The 16,060-nt window shown below is 41.5% G+C and carries 15 protein-coding genes, 1 tRNA gene and 2 pseudogenes; 3 read left to right on the top strand and 15 right to left on the bottom strand.

What is annotated here, in order from left to right; all coding sequences use genetic code 11:
* Positions 1–57: 57 nt before the first annotated feature.
* Positions 58–2,046 carry a peptide ABC transporter substrate-binding protein gene (locus SM12261_RS01510; RefSeq protein WP_000749582.1) on the bottom strand — a complete coding sequence of 663 codons (1,989 nt, stop codon included), beginning with the start codon at positions 2,044–2,046 and terminating at the stop codon, positions 58–60.
* A gap of 161 nt (positions 2,047–2,207) precedes the next feature.
* On the opposite strand from SM12261_RS01510, the gene SM12261_RS01505 reads away from it, so the two are divergent.
* Positions 2,208–2,278 (top strand) — tRNA-Cys (locus SM12261_RS01505).
* A gap of 198 nt (positions 2,279–2,476) precedes the next feature.
* On the opposite strand, the gene SM12261_RS01500 is transcribed toward SM12261_RS01505, so the two are convergent.
* From SM12261_RS01500 to SM12261_RS01440, 11 genes and pseudogenes are all read right to left on the bottom strand, one after another.
* Positions 2,477–3,808 (bottom strand): hemolysin family protein, encoded by a 1,332-nt coding sequence (locus tag SM12261_RS01500; RefSeq protein ID WP_000390033.1) that lies wholly within the window; start codon positions 3,806–3,808, stop codon positions 2,477–2,479.
* A 266-nt stretch (positions 3,809–4,074) separates the two neighbouring features.
* Positions 4,075–4,898, bottom strand: a pseudogene (endA, locus tag SM12261_RS01490) (DNA-entry nuclease EndA).
* A gap of 38 nt (positions 4,899–4,936) precedes the next feature.
* Positions 4,937–5,125 carry a DNA-directed RNA polymerase subunit beta gene (locus SM12261_RS01485; RefSeq protein ID WP_004241151.1) on the bottom strand — a complete coding sequence of 63 codons (189 nt, stop codon included), beginning with the start codon at positions 5,123–5,125 and terminating at the stop codon, positions 4,937–4,939.
* Positions 5,118–6,401 (bottom strand): UDP-N-acetylglucosamine 1-carboxyvinyltransferase, encoded by a 1,284-nt coding sequence (murA, locus tag SM12261_RS01480; protein ID WP_000411901.1) that lies wholly within the window; start codon positions 6,399–6,401, stop codon positions 5,118–5,120. The genes SM12261_RS01485 and murA overlap by 8 nt, the downstream gene beginning before the upstream one ends.
* Positions 6,402–6,424: 23 nt before the next feature.
* The gene (locus tag SM12261_RS01475; protein ID WP_000250399.1) at positions 6,425–6,655 is read right to left on the bottom strand and encodes a DUF1146 family protein; all 231 of its coding nucleotides are present in this window, start codon (positions 6,653–6,655) and stop codon (positions 6,425–6,427) included.
* A 56-nt stretch (positions 6,656–6,711) separates the two neighbouring features.
* Positions 6,712–7,749 carry a SepM family pheromone-processing serine protease gene (locus SM12261_RS01470; protein WP_000727271.1) on the bottom strand — a complete coding sequence of 346 codons (1,038 nt, stop codon included), beginning with the start codon at positions 7,747–7,749 and terminating at the stop codon, positions 6,712–6,714.
* Complete coding sequence (gene coaD, locus SM12261_RS01465) at positions 7,733–8,221, bottom strand: pantetheine-phosphate adenylyltransferase (RefSeq protein ID WP_001280765.1); 489 nt, start codon at positions 8,219–8,221, stop codon at positions 7,733–7,735. Before coaD ends, SM12261_RS01470 begins: the two co-directional genes overlap by 17 nt.
* Complete coding sequence (gene rsmD, locus SM12261_RS01460) at positions 8,211–8,750, bottom strand: 16S rRNA (guanine(966)-N(2))-methyltransferase RsmD (RefSeq protein WP_004238805.1); 540 nt, start codon at positions 8,748–8,750, stop codon at positions 8,211–8,213. Before rsmD ends, coaD begins: the two co-directional genes overlap by 11 nt.
* A gap of 64 nt (positions 8,751–8,814) precedes the next feature.
* A pseudogene (gene asnA, locus SM12261_RS01455) lies at positions 8,815–9,809 on the bottom strand (aspartate--ammonia ligase).
* Between the two features lie 111 nt (positions 9,810–9,920).
* Positions 9,921–10,604, bottom strand: coding sequence for a Bax inhibitor-1/YccA family protein (locus SM12261_RS01445; protein ID WP_001016903.1), 684 nt, complete (start codon positions 10,602–10,604; stop codon positions 9,921–9,923).
* Positions 10,605–10,658: 54 nt separating this feature from the next.
* On the bottom strand, positions 10,659–11,399 hold the full coding sequence (locus tag SM12261_RS01440) for a TrmH family RNA methyltransferase (RefSeq protein ID WP_000152689.1): 741 nt from the start codon (positions 11,397–11,399) through the stop codon (positions 10,659–10,661).
* Positions 11,400–11,432: 33 nt separating this feature from the next.
* On the opposite strand from SM12261_RS01440, the gene SM12261_RS01435 reads away from it, so the two are divergent.
* Together SM12261_RS01435 and yidC are read left to right on the top strand one after the other, a co-directional pair.
* On the top strand, positions 11,433–11,711 hold the full coding sequence (locus tag SM12261_RS01435; RefSeq protein WP_001174616.1) for an acylphosphatase: 279 nt from the start codon (positions 11,433–11,435) through the stop codon (positions 11,709–11,711).
* Between the two features lie 77 nt (positions 11,712–11,788).
* Positions 11,789–12,715: a membrane protein insertase YidC gene (yidC, locus tag SM12261_RS01430; RefSeq protein WP_000835964.1), complete on the top strand. Its 927-nt coding sequence runs from the start codon at positions 11,789–11,791 to the stop codon at positions 12,713–12,715.
* Positions 12,716–12,985: 270 nt separating this feature from the next.
* Here yidC and pflA read toward each other — a convergent pair whose 3' ends face one another.
* The 3 genes from pflA to purR all read right to left on the bottom strand — a co-directional run bounded on the left by pflA (position 12,986) and on the right by purR (position 16,050).
* Positions 12,986–13,780 (bottom strand): pyruvate formate-lyase-activating protein, encoded by a 795-nt coding sequence (gene pflA / locus SM12261_RS01425; RefSeq protein ID WP_001288288.1) that lies wholly within the window; start codon positions 13,778–13,780, stop codon positions 12,986–12,988.
* 125 nt (positions 13,781–13,905) lie between these two features.
* Positions 13,906–15,156, bottom strand: coding sequence for a diaminopimelate decarboxylase (locus SM12261_RS01420; RefSeq protein ID WP_000856507.1), 1,251 nt, complete (start codon positions 15,154–15,156; stop codon positions 13,906–13,908).
* A gap of 66 nt (positions 15,157–15,222) precedes the next feature.
* The gene (purR, locus tag SM12261_RS01415; RefSeq protein WP_004238844.1) at positions 15,223–16,050 is read right to left on the bottom strand and encodes a pur operon repressor; all 828 of its coding nucleotides are present in this window, start codon (positions 16,048–16,050) and stop codon (positions 15,223–15,225) included.
* Between the last annotated feature and the right edge of the window lie 10 nt (positions 16,051–16,060).

Raw genomic sequence — 16,060 nt, 5'->3', positions numbered from 1 at the left:
TTTAAAAATCCCAAAAGAACCTTCTCCTCATGGAGAGAAAGTTCTATTGAAAATTATTTACTTCACATGACTTGCCAATTCTTTTTGAGCTTTTTCGTTTGACTCAGTCTTTTCTTTCAACCATTTTTCACGAGCTTTTTCATACTCTTCTTTGGTGATTGCTTTTTCACCAACTTCAGTGTACTTCAAGTATCCTGAATTTTCACCTTTAAGGCCGGCTACAGAATATGAAGAGCTAAATGGTAGAACTTTTGAAACATATGAAACGGCTGTTTCTTTAGGAGAAGCCATTACTGGAATTGTCAAAGCATTGTCAGTCAACCAAGCTTGTGCCACCGCGTATTTTTCATAACGTTTTTGAACATCTTGGTTTTCGCTGTTTGCGTCATCAAGTAATTTTCCATAGTCAGCTAAACCAAGTTTGCTTACTACTGATGCATCTGTGTTTTGGTCAATACCAAGGTAAAGGCGAGTGCTTCCTCCCTTAAGGACGAATTGATCCAAGAAAGTAGAAGGATCTTGATAGTCCGGGTTCCATCCTAGCAAGGTATGGATATCCCAGTCTTGCTCTTTAGCTGTTGGAGCGCTAAATGAAATTGGTAAAGCTTCTGCTTGAGTCATTTGTTGTAAGTCTACAACAACATTATCTGAACCCAATACTTTTTCAATTGATTGTTTCAATGATTGAACACGGTTTACAACCGCTGTTGATTCTTGGATAACCAGGGCATCCAAGTGGATTGGGAATTCAACACCTTCAGCTTGTAGACTTGATTTGGCTTTAGCAAAGACTTCTTTCGCTTTTTCTTCATTGTAAAGGCCATTTTGAGAATCTGCTAGAGACACGTTTGACCAAGTAGAAGAATTTGTCTTAGCCAAGCTATCTTGTACCAATTCACCAAATGTTTTCTTACCAACTTGAAGATTATATGGTGCGAATGTATTACGGATGGCTACTGCAGCTCCATCAGTACCATTTGTTTGAGCTGAGTAAGAATTGCGATCGACAGCAAAGTTCAAGGCTTGACGGAATTCCTTGTTTAGCAATGCTTTCTGAGTAGATGTCTTTTGAGCATCACTTGTTTTGGCAGTATGATTATAGGTTGTACGGCCATAGTTCAAGCTGACAGTTGCAACACCCGCTCCTGGTTCATTAAAGTAAATGTTATCTTTAAAGTCAGCTGCATATTTTTCATATGTAGAACTTGTAGGGAAGATACGAGCCTTGCTATATTGACCATCAGCAAAACCTTTGGCAATCACATCTTGGTCCTTACCATCCCAGAAAGTGAACTTAACGTTCTCAATTTTTACATTTTCTTTGTCCCAGTAAGCATCATTTTTAGCCATCTCGATAGATGATTTTGGAGTTACAGATTTTAAGACAAATGGACCGTTATAAAGAATAGAGTTAGCATCGGTTGGGGCACCAAAACCTTCCCCTTTTGAAGTTAAGAATTCTTCATTAACCGGCATCAAAACACCACTAGTGGTCTTGTCATTCCAGAAAGTTTCTGGCTGGTTCAAGGTATATTCTAGTGTTTGATCATCAAGTGCTTTTACTCCAACGGTTGAAAAATCGCTTGTTTCACCCTTGATATAGGCTTCTAATCCCTTAATAGAAGAGCTAACGATTGAAAGTCCTTTTGATTTTCCATCTACGGCGTGTTTCAAACCAGTAACGAAGTCTTTAGCAGTTACAGGAGCGTATTCCTCTCCCTCTGCTGTCACCCATTTAGCATCCTTACGGATTTTATAGGTATATGTCAAACCATCTTTTGAAACTGTCCATGATTCAGCAATAGAAGGAACCAAGTTACCATATTTATCATTAGCCAACAAACCATCTACAGCATTTGTTGTGACGAATGATGTTGAATCGATATTGCTGACGATATAATCCAAAGTTTCTGGATCTGTTTGATAGACATATTGGTAATCTTTTGCTAGTTTAGCATTATTTGAACTAGTGTTTGAACACGCAGCTAGAACTCCTGACGCTAATAAGGTAGCTCCCGCTACAGCAAGCACTTGACTTTTTTTCATTTATTTACTCCTCTTATAAATAAAGTATAGGTTATCATCAATTATATCATAGATTTCAAGAAAAGTAAACGAATTTTCAGAATATTTAGGCTTATTGACACAAAAAATCTGAAAAAGCTATTGACTGAAAATCATTTTCAAGGTATAATAATAAACGTTAAGGCGGTATAGCCAAGTGGTAAGGCACGGCTCTGCAAAAGCTTGATCGTCGGTTCAAATCCGTCTACCGCCTTCTATAACTTGATTTTTTCAGGTTTCATTTAAACAGAAAGCCCAATTTAAAGGGCTTTTTTCTTTTTTCCTCGAATAAATACGTATAACCTTAAAAAACTTTTGAGACTAGGTTGGGGCTGAGTTTTTCGAGGACACAATTCCCTCTTGAAATCAACTGAAAAAAGCTTCGTCACGCCTGGTGACAAAAGCCTCTAGTTTACTCTGTTTCTTCTTCTATTTCAACTTCGGTAATTTGGACTTTTACCTTGGTAACACGTCCATTTTTCACTTTATCATTGGTTAGGATAAGCTGTTTGTTTTGGCTGACTAATTCATAACTGAGTTTCTCAGTCGTTGGAATGGTCCCCACTCCTGTCAAATAGTAACCAGCGATGGTATCAACATCATCACTTTCCAGTTCAACATCAAAGTAGTCATTAAAATCATTGAGATTCATGGTGCCTTGAACGATATAAGTATCTTCTCCAATTTTATGAACTTCGATTTCAGCCTTATCTGTTTCGTCATCGATTTCCCCAACGATTTCCTCTAAGAGGTCTTCCAGGGTCACCAAACCAGCCATCCCACCGTATTCATCCAGCAAGATTGCCATTTGTCTTTGGGTATTGCGCAATTCTTTTAACAAGTCATCCACAAAAATAGTTTCAGGAACAAAAAGTGGATCTTGTAAGATTTTCTTCCAAACAATATTGTCAAAACCGTCCACAAAGCCTGCCTTAAGGAGACTCTTGGTATGAATGATTCCAATCACATTGTCTTTATCCCCATCATAAACTGGTATACGGGAGAAGTTTTGTTTTAAAATGCTTTGGATAATGGTTTGACTATCATCCTGAATATCGACCATAAAGGCATCCGTTCGAGGAACCATGACTTCTCTGGCCATCAGTTCATCTAGTGAAAAAATCCCTTGTAACATCTCAATTTCGTCAGCATCTAGTGTTTCTTCACTATTTGTCAGCATGTACTCAATTTCATCACGGGTCATTTTTTCGTCAGCATCATCAAAGGTCATAGGAGTCAAACGACTCAAAAGATTGGTAGACGCAGACAAGAGCCAGACAAAAGGACTAACTAGTTTCCCCAGACCAATAATAACTGGCGCTGTACGAATCGCTAAAGCGTCCTTTAGGTTAAGAGCGATTCTCTTAGGATACAATTCCCCAAAAACGATAGAAATATAAGTCAAAAATGCTAAAGATAGAAAACTTGCAATAGCATAAGCTGTTTCGCCATTTCCAAGCCAAGATGCAATTTCTCGTCCCAGAGTTTCTGCCAAACTTGCCCCTGACAAGATCGTAATCAAGGTAATTCCTACTTGAATAGTTGATAAAAAGTGGTTAGGATTTTCTAGTACCTTCAGCAGACGGATATAGCGTCTATCTCCTTCTTCTGCCTTTTGTTCAACCCGCGCACGGTTAAGTGAAACCATGGCCATTTCTGTGGCTGAGAAAAAGGCATTTAACACCGTCAAGATAAACAATAAAACAAATTGTAGCAACAAATTCTGACTACTTGGGTCTTCCATAGTTCTTCTCCTAAAATAGTATCTTATCCTTTATTATATCACAAAATATAGTCCAGTACATATTATTTTTCCCATACTCTTCGAAAATCTCTTCAAACCACGTCAGCTTTATCTGCAACCTCAAAACTGTGCTTTGAGTAACCTGCGGCTAGCTTCCTAGTTTGCACTTTGATTTTCATTGAGTATCAGTGTCTATTGTAGCCCTGCTTAAACTAGTAAGAAAGAACTCCTATATCCACAAGTGACATAGGAGTTTATTTTGTATTTTACTGAGTAACAGTCACTTCTCCAGTTCGGTAATCCAGTTGAAGCCCTTTTTGAACATTGGGAACTAGAACATTAAATTCCAATTCTCCGTCTGAAGACTTGGCTTCAATCTGTGAAGCTGAAGGAACTAAATCCTCGTTTGAAGCATAATAAAGAGTTACACGGTAACGAACACGCTTGTTTTTATCCAAGGCCTTACGTACCATGCTTTCATAGTAGTTTTGACCAGTCGAATCCTCGGCTTGAGCCTGATTTGCCCAGGCTGTTTGAACAGCAATGTTTTTAGGATTGCTTGTCGAGGCATCAAAACCATCCAAGCCACCGATTAAGGCATAGCCTAACAAGTGACCTCTATCGACCGCATGGGTATAAGTACCCTTTAGATTCTTAACCTGATGCCAGCCTGGAGGAGTCCATGAAGTCGAACCATTCCCAGTTTCTTCACGATTCTTGTACTGACGAGTAGCCTTAGACAAGAGGGCATTTGCTACGGTTGGCACTGTTTCCTTTCCCACTGTCTTTGTTTTATTATCAGCGTAGGGCTTACTTGAACCTTGGCATCTAGATTTGTTTTATTACCATTGACGATAAAAGCACCTGAGCCATTCCACTCCAGACTCCCTTTTATTTGACTCTTGACTGCGTCTGTTAAGACACTTTCTGCCAATTCTTGACTAGGAGCTTCCGACGCTTGTTTTTTCTGACTAACCTTTGTTTTAGGACTATTAGCTGTCGACTGCATCTGCTTGATATAATAGCTTCCCGCAGATAAAAGCAATAACACTAGCAGTCCGATCAGTGTCTGTCTTGTTTTTTTATCCATTTTTCTCCTTATCTCTAGAAAAAGACTGGTTCTCCAGCCTAATTTCCTGTAAATTTATGAATCAATTCCTGCCATTTTGCTGGAGACAGGATAGCCCATGGATCTTGACCCTTGCCCAAGATTCCATAACCTACCATTAAGCCGATACCTAGGGCTAGAGCACCTAAAAACAGTACCAAAATGACTAGAAGTAAACGCTTGATTACGTAGCTTGATTTCTTATTCATCTTCATCACTTGCCTCAATCCGCTGAATCTTAGCACCTAGCTGTGCCAACTTCTCATGGAAACGGTAGTAACCTCTATCCAAGTGAACCAATTTACCAACTACAGTTTTTCCTTGTGCCACCAAACCTGTCAAAATCAAGGCAGCACTGGCACGAAGGTCAGTTGAAAGAACTTCTGCCCCCTGCAAAGGTTGACCACCAACAATACGAGCTGTATCACGGATAATCTCAGAGTGCAAGCCCATGCGACGCATTTCTTCTAGATGTTGGAAACGATTTTCGAAAACTGTCTCCACCATAGTTGATTCCCCTTTTGCAACGGTCATCAAGGCTGTAAATTGGGCCTGCATATCTGTTGGAAATCCTGGGTGGGGCAAGGTTTTCACATGAACAGCTTTTAAATTTTCTAGTTGAGAGCGAACTCGAATTCCTTCAGCCTCCTCTGTCACTTCCACTCCCATTTCAAGTAACTTGGCAATCAAGGGACGGTTGTGCTCCCAGACAGCGTCTTTAATCAAGACATCACCACCAGTCATGGCAGCAGCTACCATAAAGGTTCCGGCTTCGATACGGTCTTGGACTACATTGTGAGTCGTACCATGAAGTTTCTCAACACCTGTAATGGTAATGGTCTCTGTACCAGCCCCCTTAACCTTAGCTCCCATTTCATTGAGGAGAATGGCTAGGTCCACAATCTCAGGCTCACGCGCAGCATTTTCAATCACTGTCACCCCATCAGCCAGAGTCGCTGCCATCATCAAGTTCTGAGTAGCACCAACACTTGGGAAATCCATATAGATATGAGCTCCATGTAAGCGATCAGCCTTGGCTTCGATGTAACCAGCTGTTTGACTAATCTTAGCCCCCATAGCTTCCAGACCTTTTAAATGAAGATCAATAGGGCGGCTACCAATCGTACAACCACCTGGCATGGATACCTTGGCATGACCTACACGGGCAAGAATTGGTCCCAAGACAACGATAGATGCACGCATCTTGCTGACATACTTGTAAGGAGCTTCCTCTGTGATATCGCCAGTCGCATCCACCTCGACAAGATGAGCTTCCTCATCAAAATCCACCTTGGCATTTAAACCGAGAACCACCTGATTCATAGTGAAAACATCTGACAAGATAGGAACATTCTGCAAGACGGTCTTCCCTTCACTTGCTAGAATAGTCGCTGCCAACAAAGGTAAGACTGCATTCTTTGCTCCTTCAATCGTAACACTTCCTACCAGACGATTATCGCCACCTTGAACCACAATTTTTTCCATACTTATTTCCTTTACATTTGATTTTATAATAATCCTCTAAGCGCTTCTTGCCACAACTGATATAGGCTGATAAAGAAAGAACTCATGATATAGCCCATTACAATGCTGAAAAAGGCTACTAGTAAACGAACTTTTCCTGTATTCTCAGCTGTCACTTTTAAAACCTTTTCCCATCTAACAAGATTCTTTAAAAGGTAAAAACTCACATAAATAAAGAGCATGTGACTGCTTAGAGTGAATAATAATTGAACCATTTGACTATTATACCATCTTCTCTGTTTGTGCGCTAGTTTGGAAACTTAACTTAAAACTAGGGATTGTTTTTCAAGTAATCAATTGCATCTTGTAGGGTTTTAACAGGCACGATTTTCATATCCGTCTTGATTGTTTTAGCTGCTTCTAGGGCTGTTTGGTAGTTGTTTTTAGCATCAGGATGTGCTGTCTTTTCTTCTTCGCTAACAGGATTATCAGGTGCAAAGAAAATCGCGGCACCTTCTCTAGCTGAAGCTACAACTTTCTTATCAATACCTCCAATGTCCCCCACATTACCATCGCGGTCAATGGTACCTGTACCGGCAACGATACGGCCATTTCTAAGGCCAGGGTCAGCTATTTGGGTATAGATGGCCAGACTAAACATGAGACCAGCACTTGGTCCGCCGATACCAGCTGTTGAAAAGCGAATTGGGACATCACTGGTCACTTCCGTACGGTCAATCAAACCGATTCCAATCCCATTTTTGCCATTTTCTAGAGTAATAATTTTTCCTTCTGCAGACTTGGTTTGCCCATCCTCTTCATAGGTGACCTTGACGGAGTCCCCTAATTTTTGAGAATTGACATAATCAATCAAATCTTTGGAACTGTCGAAGGTCTGATCATTGACTGCTGTGACCGTATCAGAGATGTTGAGAATCCCTTTAAAGGTTGAATTATCTGTCACAGTCAAAACATAAACCCCAAGATATTTGAGTTCAATATCCTTACCAGCTGTTTTTAACCCTTGATACTTGGCCATGTTTTGTGATGTTTGCATGTAGAATTGATTGATCCGAATAAATTCAACATCGGAAGAGCCACCTGTAGTCTCTTGGGCACTACGAATATCTGTAAAAGGCGTCAACCAAGCATAAATCATATGGGCTAAAGTAGCGTGCTGGACACCAACCGTAACGAATTGATAGGCCCCAGCTTCCTTATCTTCTGTGTCATTTACTTTAAGAACTTGGCGAATATCTTCCGAACCACCTGGAACCTCTATATAATAAGGCAAGGGCACTACAAATGCCAAGAAAGTCACAATCAAGGCCGCAATGACATATAAGGGCCATCTAATCTTTTTTTTCATTTCTTATTTCCTCCAAAATACTATCAGGAACATAGCCGGCAATATCCTGACCGAACTTCAATAGTTCCCTAACACCTGATGAACTGATATAGAGATGTTCAGGTCTGCTATGTAAATAAATGGTCTCTATATCAGGAGACAGCTGATGATTGTAGTAATCAAAACTGGCTTCATATTGCAAATCCAACGCATTTCTCAAGCCTCGCACTAGGAAAGTAGCCCCCAGTCTTTTTGCAACATCAACCACCAATTCATCATGAGAAGACACAACTTCAACATTTTCCAAATGTTTCAAAGCCGTTTCTAGCCCCCGTTTACGATTTTCGATAGGGAGAAATCCTTGTTTATGGGGATTAAAAAAAATACCGACATAGAGCTTATCAAAGAGTCTGCTCGCCCGTTCAATCATATCCAGATGCCCATTTGTCATCGGATCAAATGAGCCTGTGAATAAGCCAATCTTATCTGACATAAACTGTCACCTTACTAATTCCATAAATTTTTTCCTTCCAGATACCCAGGCAGGCAATTTCTTCTGGAAGTTCGACGGCCTTATCCGTCTCACACACGACCATGACATCTTCAGAAAAAAGCTCTTTCTCATCCATTTTTTCAATATCTGCTACGATTTGTTCCTTGGCATAAGGAGGGTCTAAGAAAATGAGGTCAAATTCCCCAGATACCTGTTCCAATGCCCTTTCTGCATCCATCTTGAGGAGCTCAAATTTTCCAACTTCCTTGGTCATCTGAATATTTTCAGCCACGATAGCCTGAGCCTTACGGTCTCGTTCCACCAAAACAGCGCTGGACATGCCACGCGAGACTGCCTCGATAGATAAACCACCACTACCTGCATACAGGTCCAAGACTCGTCCCCCTTCAAAGTAGGGACCAATCATGTTAAAAATGGCTCCCCTAACCTTATCCGAAGTAGGTCTTGTCGTCTTTCCTTCTAGTGTCTTGAGGGGACGTCCCCCATAGATTCCTGATACGATTTTCATACCGTTTATTATACCAAATTATGGGCGAAAAGAGAAAGAAAACCGAACCTTGCGGTTCGATTCTCTACAAAATATTTTCGTAAGTATCGCGGACTTCTTGAGGCCAAACACTTGTTTGCACTTCTCCGATGTGTTTCTTGCGAAGTAAGAACATGGCCATACGAGATTGTCCAATTCCTCCACCGATTGTCAATGGGAATAGACCATTTCAACAAAGCCTTGTGCCATTCCAATTCCAAGCGGTCTTCATCACCTGTAATGGCAACCTGACGACGAAGCGTTTCTTCATCTACACGGATTCCCATAGAAGACAACTCAAAGGCTCCCCCCAGAGACTCATTCCAAACAAGAATATCACCATTTAGACCCTTGTAACCATTTTCAGACTCACTTGTCCAGTCATCGTAGTCTGGTGCACGTCCATCGTGCGGTTTACCGTCTGGTAATTCACCACCGATACCGATCAAGCAATACTGCTCCAAATTCTTTACAAATAGCATTTTCACGCTCTTTTGGTGTCAAATCTGGGTAGCGTTCTACCAACTCTTCTGTGTGGATAAAAGTGATTTGTTTTGGCAAGATTGATTCGATGTCATAGCGGGCTTCAACAGCTAGCTCAGTAAGACGAATAGCCTTGTAAATCTTCTCAACTGTTTCTTTTAGATAAGCGATATTACGTTTACCATTTGGGATAACTTTCTCCCAGTCCCACTGGTCAACATAAACAGAGTGGGTCGCATCCAGCGAATCTTCGTCTGGACGAAGGGCCTTCATGTGGACAAAAAGGCCTTCTCCCTCACCGAAACCAAAACGGGCCAAAGTATGGCGTTTCCATTTGGCAAGTGAGTGCACCACTTCATAAGTAGCATCAGGGATTTGGAGAACCTTGACCGATACGGCATTCTCCACACCTGATAAATTATCCTGCATCCCGTCGCCGACCCTGCTCAAGATAGGACCTTGAACTTCGACAACTTCTAACTTATCTTTCAAATACTGGGTAAAAGTGTTTTTGACAAAGGAAATCTCTTCTTGTTGATGAATAAAACTTTTCTTCATAAACTACTCCTCAAAAAATTAATTAAAAGCATTATACACCTATTTCCAAGAAAAGAAAAGACCAAATATAAAAAAATCAGTGCTCCTTCGAACACTGATGTCATGAACCTTTTAGTCATTTCGACCGAAGATACGTAGAATACTTAGGAAGAGATTGATAAAATCAAGATAGATACTGAGAGCCATTGACACAACCCAACCTGTCGCTACACGGCCTTGTGATTGTTCATAAGCAAGACGAATTCTTTGGTTGTCCCAAGCAATCAACCCTGAGAAAACCAAAACCATGGCTACGCTAATCATATAATCAAAGAAGCCGCTAGCCAAGAAAATATTAACTACCATGGCAATCAGCAAACCGATAAGAGCCGCCATCATAGCCCGACCAAGGCCACTCAAATCTTTCTTGGTGAACATGCCAACTGCCGCCATGACAAAGAAGAGAAGGGCGCTAGACACAAAGGCGGATAAAACTGTACCCGGAGTATAGAAGGCCACCACAAAACTAAGAGTAAAGCCGTTTAAAACAGAGTAAAGTAAAAATACTGGAAGAGCCGCTGGACTATTCTTTAAGGCCATGTTACTGGCAACGAAAACCAAGGCCAACTCCGCAAAAGTAGCAATGGTCAACCAGAGGCGTCCCTGCATCAAAAAGTAAACCAACTGAGATTGAAAGACCGTCAACATAAGACCTGATACTAAAGCGGATAATCCGATTCCCAGACCAACAAAGGCATAAACCTTAGCGTAAAATTGATTGAGACCTGCGCGGTCGTGAATAATAGTGTGATTCATCTTTTCTCCTTTTCTATGAACATCTTTCCTTGATTATAACAAAGAAAGTTAAAATTAGCTTAAATGGAAAATTAAAATACCGGCCGCAACTGCAACATTCAAACTCTCTGCCTTCCCCTTCATGCTAATATGGACCAATTGATCTGCACTTTCAGCCATGAGGGAACTAATTCCTTGACCCTCATTTCCCATGACTAGTACAAAATTTTCTATAGGAGGCAGTTCTCTGTAATCAACAGAATCTTTAGATAGGGTTGTTGCCAGCACTGAGATACCTGCCTCTTTGGTTTCCTTAAGAAGCGCTTGACTCGACATCCTATAAATGGGCAGGTGGAAATGACTGCCTTGCATGGAACGTAGAGTCTTGAGACTGTATATATCTGCCGATTTATCTGAAACAATCACTCCAGTAAAACCTGCTGCATCCGCAGTCCGAATGATAGTTCCCACATTACCAGGATCTTGCACATCTTCCAAAAACAAGAACTTGCCCTGGCTAAAGTCAGCTTGCCCTACTTCTTCTTTTTGAACCACGGCAACAATTCCCTGTGGAGTCTGAGAATCCGCCAAATCTAGCAAAATATCCTCTGACACCCAGACAGTTTGCGAAAAAGCAGCTAACTGTTCTCGATAACTTTCTAGGGCAAAGATTTTCTCAATCGTCACTCCAGCTTGAACAGCTTCTTCAAACAAGTGCCAGCCTTCAATCAAATAAGCAGACTTGCGGTATTTTTTTTGGTGTAATTTCTTGGCATTTTTTACCACAGAATTGGCTTTTGAGGTTATAATAGTCATAGAAATATTATAACACAATCAAAGGAGTTTGGTATGCAAAAGGTTAGAATGATCGCCCAAGGCAGGGTGCAGGGAGTCGGTTTTCGTTGGGGTGTTTACAGCTTGGCGCTTGAAATTGGTGGCATCACAGGTCGAGTATGGAATAACGACGATGGCACAGTGGAAATATTAGCCCAAGCAGACTCATCTGCTACCATGGCAAAATTTATCCAAGAAATCCGCAAAGGACCCACACCTTTTTCAAAAGTCAGCTACTTAGATGTCAAACTAAGTAACTTTCCTCCCTACCCTGACTTTAAAATCGCAAATTAAGTCTCTAGAACTATTGTATATTTTGTAAAAAAACAGTAGAATAGAAAGGTATAATTTTTAAAGAAGGAATAAAAACAGTGAAATCTATTAAACGTTTTGCACTCTCGACTATGGGAGTGGCTATGTTGCTTGTCTTGACTGGCTGTGTTAGCGTCGATAAAGCAACAGGAGAGCCAACAGGATTTATTTGGAATACTTTCGGAGCGCCTATGGCTGAAGCTATCAAGTACTTCGCTACTGATCAAGGTCTAGGCTTTGGTATGGCTATCATTATCGTAACCATTATCGTGCGCTTGATTATCTTGCCACTTGGTATCTACCAATCATGGAAGGCAACGCTTCACTCTGAAAAGATGAACGCCCTCAAGCACGTCCTTGAGCCACACCAAACACGTCTCAAGGAAGCGACTACTCAAGAAGAAAAACTCGAAGCCCAACAAGCTCTCTTTGCTGCTCAAAAAGAGCACGGCATCAGCATGTTTGGTGGTGTAGGATGCTTCCCTATCCTCCTTCAAATGCCTTTCTTCTCAGCTATCTACTTTGCTGCCCAACATACTGAAGGGGTTGCTCAAGCAAGCTACCTAGGCATTCCTCTAGGTTCTCCAAGTATGATTTTGGTTGCCTGCGCAGGTGTCCTTTACTATCTTCAATCGCTCCTTTCACTTCACGGAGTAGAAGACGAAACGCAAAGAGAACAAATCAAGAAAATGGCTTACGTGAGCCCAATCACGATTGTTGTCTTCTCCCTCATTTCACCAGCCAGTGTCACACTTTACTGGGTTGTCGGTGGTTTCATGATGATTCTCCAACAGTTTATCGTCAACTATATCGTCCGTCCAAAACTTCGCAAAAAAGTCCGTGAAGAACTAGCCAAGAACCCACCAAAAGCACGTGCTTTCTCTACACCAAGTGGACGAAAAGACGTTACCCCTGAACAACCAACTGCTATCACAAGCAAGAAAAAACACAAAAATCGCAACGCTGGAAAACAACGTTCGAGATAAGAAGAAAAAGGCTTAGCTGGTTTGCTAAGTCTTTTTGCAAGTCATACTCTTCGAAAATCTCTTCAAACCACGTCAGCTTCGCCTTGCCGTAGATGTGTTACTGACTTCGTCAGTCTTATCTACAACCTCAAAACAGTGTTTTGAGCTGACTTCGTCAGTTCTATCCACAACCTCAAAACCATGTTTTGAGCAGCCTGCGACTAGCTTCCTAGTTTGCTCTTTGATTTTCATTGAGTATCAAAAGCCCGATGTTTCCATCAGGCTTCTTTTTTATCCATGTACACGTTTCATATAGTCTTGGTAACTTTCGGTATCCATGAGTTTTTTAGCGTTCTTGACGCGGTCTGCTGTTGGTGGTTTGACCCCTTCGAGGGAATATGGAATTCCCAATTCACGCCATTTAAACTCACCCATAGTGTGATAAGGCAGAATTTCAAACTTATCAACATTTTTGAGGGTCTTGACGAACTTCCCAAGTTCAATCAAGTCGTCATCTCTATCTGTCAATCCTGGAACTAGCACATGGCGAATCCAGACAGGTTTTCCAATATCTGATAGATACTGGGCACAAGCCAAGATATTTTTATTGGTTTGGCTAGTGACAATCTTGTGCTGTTCTTCGTTGATTTCCTTGATATCCAAGAGAACCAAGTCAGTGACAGCCATGAGTTTGTCAAACTTCTCAAGGTAACGTGGTTTATTACGGAAAGGAAGGGCACAGGTATCCAAGGTACAGTGGATTCCTTGTTCCTTAGCCTTAGTGAAGAGGGCAATCAGGAAATCAATCTGCAAGAGGGCTTCTCCTCCACTGACTGTAATCCCACCCTTATTTCCCCAGAAACCGCGGTAGCGCAAGGCCTCTGTCAAAACATCATCTACCGTCCGTTCACGCGATTTATTAGACTCCATAGCCCAAGTGTCCGGGTTGTGGCAATACTGGCAACGCATGTGACAGCCCTGCAAAAAGACAATAAAGCGAATACCAGGTCCATCTACTGATCCAAAGCTTTCTGTCGAATGTACCATTCCTGTCACTTGTCCATAATCAATTGTTTCTTCAGACATATCGTTACCTTCCTTGAAAACGTTTTATAGTTTTATTATATCACGACTTGAAGGAAAAACAAGATTTTTGCCTATTTTTTAGAAAGCAATCTGTTTTTCAATTTCATTTTCAATTACTTATCATTTTATTCTTCAAAATCAAAGCCATACAAGGTTGCAAAGTAGTCCTCAGGTCGCTCTGCACGGCGAATTTGACGGGCTTTACCTTCTTCGGTATAGAGGATTTCCGCAGAACGAAGTTTGGCGTTGTACTGGTAACCCATTGAAAAACCGTGGGCACCTGTATCATGAATTATCAGCAAATCACCGATTTCTGTATGAGGCAATTCGCGATTCACTGCAAATTTATCATTGTTTTCACAGAGTGAACCGACCACATCTACCACTTCAGCTGGTCCTTCTAGATGTGTCAGATTGGTAATATGGTGGTAGGCTCCGTACATGGCTGGACGCATGAGGTTGACTGCCGATGCATCCACACCTAGATAGGTACGGTAGGTTTTCTTCTTATGGGTAACTCTTGTGACCAAAGCACCGTGAGGTGCTAACATAAAGCGACCCAATTCGGTGAAAATCTTGACTTGACCAAGACCTGCTGGCGTAAGGACCTCTTCATACACCTTACGAACTCCCTCACCAATCAAGGCAATATCATTTGGCTCCTGGTCTGGACGATAGTTGACACCAATACCGCCAGAAAGATTGATAAAGTCTAGCGAAATGCCCAACTTTTCCTTGATTTCAACAGCCAATTCAAAAAGCTGACGAGCCAACTCTGGATAATAGAGATGGGTCACGGTATTGGACGCTAGGAAGGAGTGAATCCCAAAAGTCTTAGCTCCTTTTTCCTTCAAGATGGCAAAAGCTTCAAAGAGCTGGTCCTTGGTCATGCCAAACTTGGCTTCTCCAGGATTGTCCATAATATCTGTTCCTAGCTCAAAAACACCACCAGGATTGTAACGACAAGAGATGATTTCTGGAATGCCTGCTGCGCGCTCTAGATGTTCAATATCTTCAAAGGCATCCAAGTTAATGGTCGCACCCAATTCACGCGCATAGGCATATTCCTTATCTGGCGTATTGTTTGAAGAGAACATAATCTCAGAACCAGGGAAATTCAGTTTATGACTCATCAAAAGTTCTACATAACTAGAGCAGTCCACTCCACAACCTTCCTCTTGAAGAATTTTCAAGATAGCTGGTGTTGGAGTAGCCTTAACCGCAAAATATTCCTTAAAGCCCTTGTTCCAGGAAAATGCTTGGTTGACGGCCCTTGCCTTCTCACGAATCCCCTTCTCATCATATAAGTGAAAGGGAGTCGGGAACTCGGCAACAATCGCTTCTAAGTCTTCTCTATTGATAAATGGTGTTTTCATATACTTCCTTCTATTCTATTTGCAAAGAAAGGCTGGGACAAGCGTTCCAACCTTTAGTTCTATCTCTTATTTATCTTCGTCAAAGATATTACCAACCTCAACATCGATGGCTTGGTTCTTGACATCAATATTGGTTACCTTCAAGAGTGACTTGTAGTCAAACTGCTTTTCGCGTTCTTCTTGAGCATTATCCGCAAAGACCGCTACACCAGCCAATTCTGAATCAAACTCACGCAAGAGACTAATCATCCCGTTGACAGTTCCTCCGCCTTTCAAGAAGTCATCCACAATCAAGACACGGCTGCCTGCCTTGAGACTGCGTTTTGAAAGGAACATTTTCTCAATGCGGTCACCACTTGAACCTGATACATAGTTGACGCTAACAGTTGAACCTTCGGTAATTTTCAGGTCGCGGCGCACAATAACAAAGGGAACATTGAGGACATTGGCAACTGCATTTGCAAGAGGAACACCCTTAGTCGCTACGGTCATAACGGCATCAATTTTTTGGTCCATAAAGCTCTTGGCAATAATACGACCAATATTTTTCAAGATAGCTGGTGTGCTGAGCAAATCGGACAGGTAGATGTAACCACCTGGCAAGATACGGTCACTTTCTGACAACTTGGCACGCAAGTCTTCAACCATTTCCTTGGCATCATGGCTTGAGATTGATGGTGTGAAAATGACACCACCACCAGCACCAGTTACTGTCTGGATATGACCGATTTCAATTTCCTCAAAGGCACGTTTGATAATGACGATATCCTCTGAGATGGATGATTTAGCAGATTCATACTTTTCAGCAAAAGTATTGAGACTAGTTAGTTTATAAGGATTATTGATCAAATAGTTGGAAATGACAACCATCCGATCACTTCTTCTTAATTTCATTTCTATTTCC

This window comes from Streptococcus mitis NCTC 12261, assembly GCF_000148585.2.
Lineage (GTDB): Bacteria > Bacillota > Bacilli > Lactobacillales > Streptococcaceae > Streptococcus > Streptococcus mitis.
This window is presented reverse-complemented; position numbering and strand designations above follow the sequence as displayed.

Bases quoted from the DNA above. Each gene is read 5' to 3' on its own strand.
- SM12261_RS01485 (WP_004241151.1), bottom strand. From the start codon at position 5,125: ATGAATAAGAAATCAAGCTACGTAATCAAGCGTTTACTTCTAGTCATT.
- pflA (WP_001288288.1), bottom strand. From the start codon at position 13,780: ATGTCTGAAGAAACAATTGATTATGGACAAGTGACAGGAATGGTACAT.
- coaD (WP_001280765.1), bottom strand. From the start codon at position 8,221: ATGTCAGATAAGATTGGCTTATTCACAGGCTCATTTGATCCGATGACA.
- murA (WP_000411901.1), bottom strand. From the start codon at position 6,401: ATGGAAAAAATTGTGGTTCAAGGTGGCGATAATCGTCTGGTAGGAAGT.
- purR (WP_004238844.1), bottom strand. From the start codon at position 16,050: ATGAAATTAAGAAGAAGTGATCGGATGGTTGTCATTTCCAACTATTTG.
- SM12261_RS01475 (WP_000250399.1), bottom strand. From the start codon at position 6,655: ATGGTTCAATTATTATTCACTCTAAGCAGTCACATGCTCTTTATTTAT.
- rsmD (WP_004238805.1), bottom strand. From the start codon at position 8,750: ATGAAAATCGTATCAGGAATCTATGGGGGACGTCCCCTCAAGACACTA.
- SM12261_RS01510 (WP_000749582.1), bottom strand. From the start codon at position 2,046: ATGAAAAAAAGTCAAGTGCTTGCTGTAGCGGGAGCTACCTTATTAGCG.
- SM12261_RS01500 (WP_000390033.1), bottom strand. From the start codon at position 3,808: ATGGAAGACCCAAGTAGTCAGAATTTGTTGCTACAATTTGTTTTATTG.
- SM12261_RS01470 (WP_000727271.1), bottom strand. From the start codon at position 7,749: ATGAAAAAAAAGATTAGATGGCCCTTATATGTCATTGCGGCCTTGATT.
- SM12261_RS01420 (WP_000856507.1), bottom strand. From the start codon at position 15,156: ATGAAAACACCATTTATCAATAGAGAAGACTTAGAAGCGATTGTTGCC.
- SM12261_RS01440 (WP_000152689.1), bottom strand. From the start codon at position 11,399: ATGACTATTATAACCTCAAAAGCCAATTCTGTGGTAAAAAATGCCAAG.
- SM12261_RS01445 (WP_001016903.1), bottom strand. From the start codon at position 10,604: ATGAATCACACTATTATTCACGACCGCGCAGGTCTCAATCAATTTTAC.
- SM12261_RS01435 (WP_001174616.1), top strand. From the start codon at position 11,433: ATGCAAAAGGTTAGAATGATCGCCCAAGGCAGGGTGCAGGGAGTCGGT.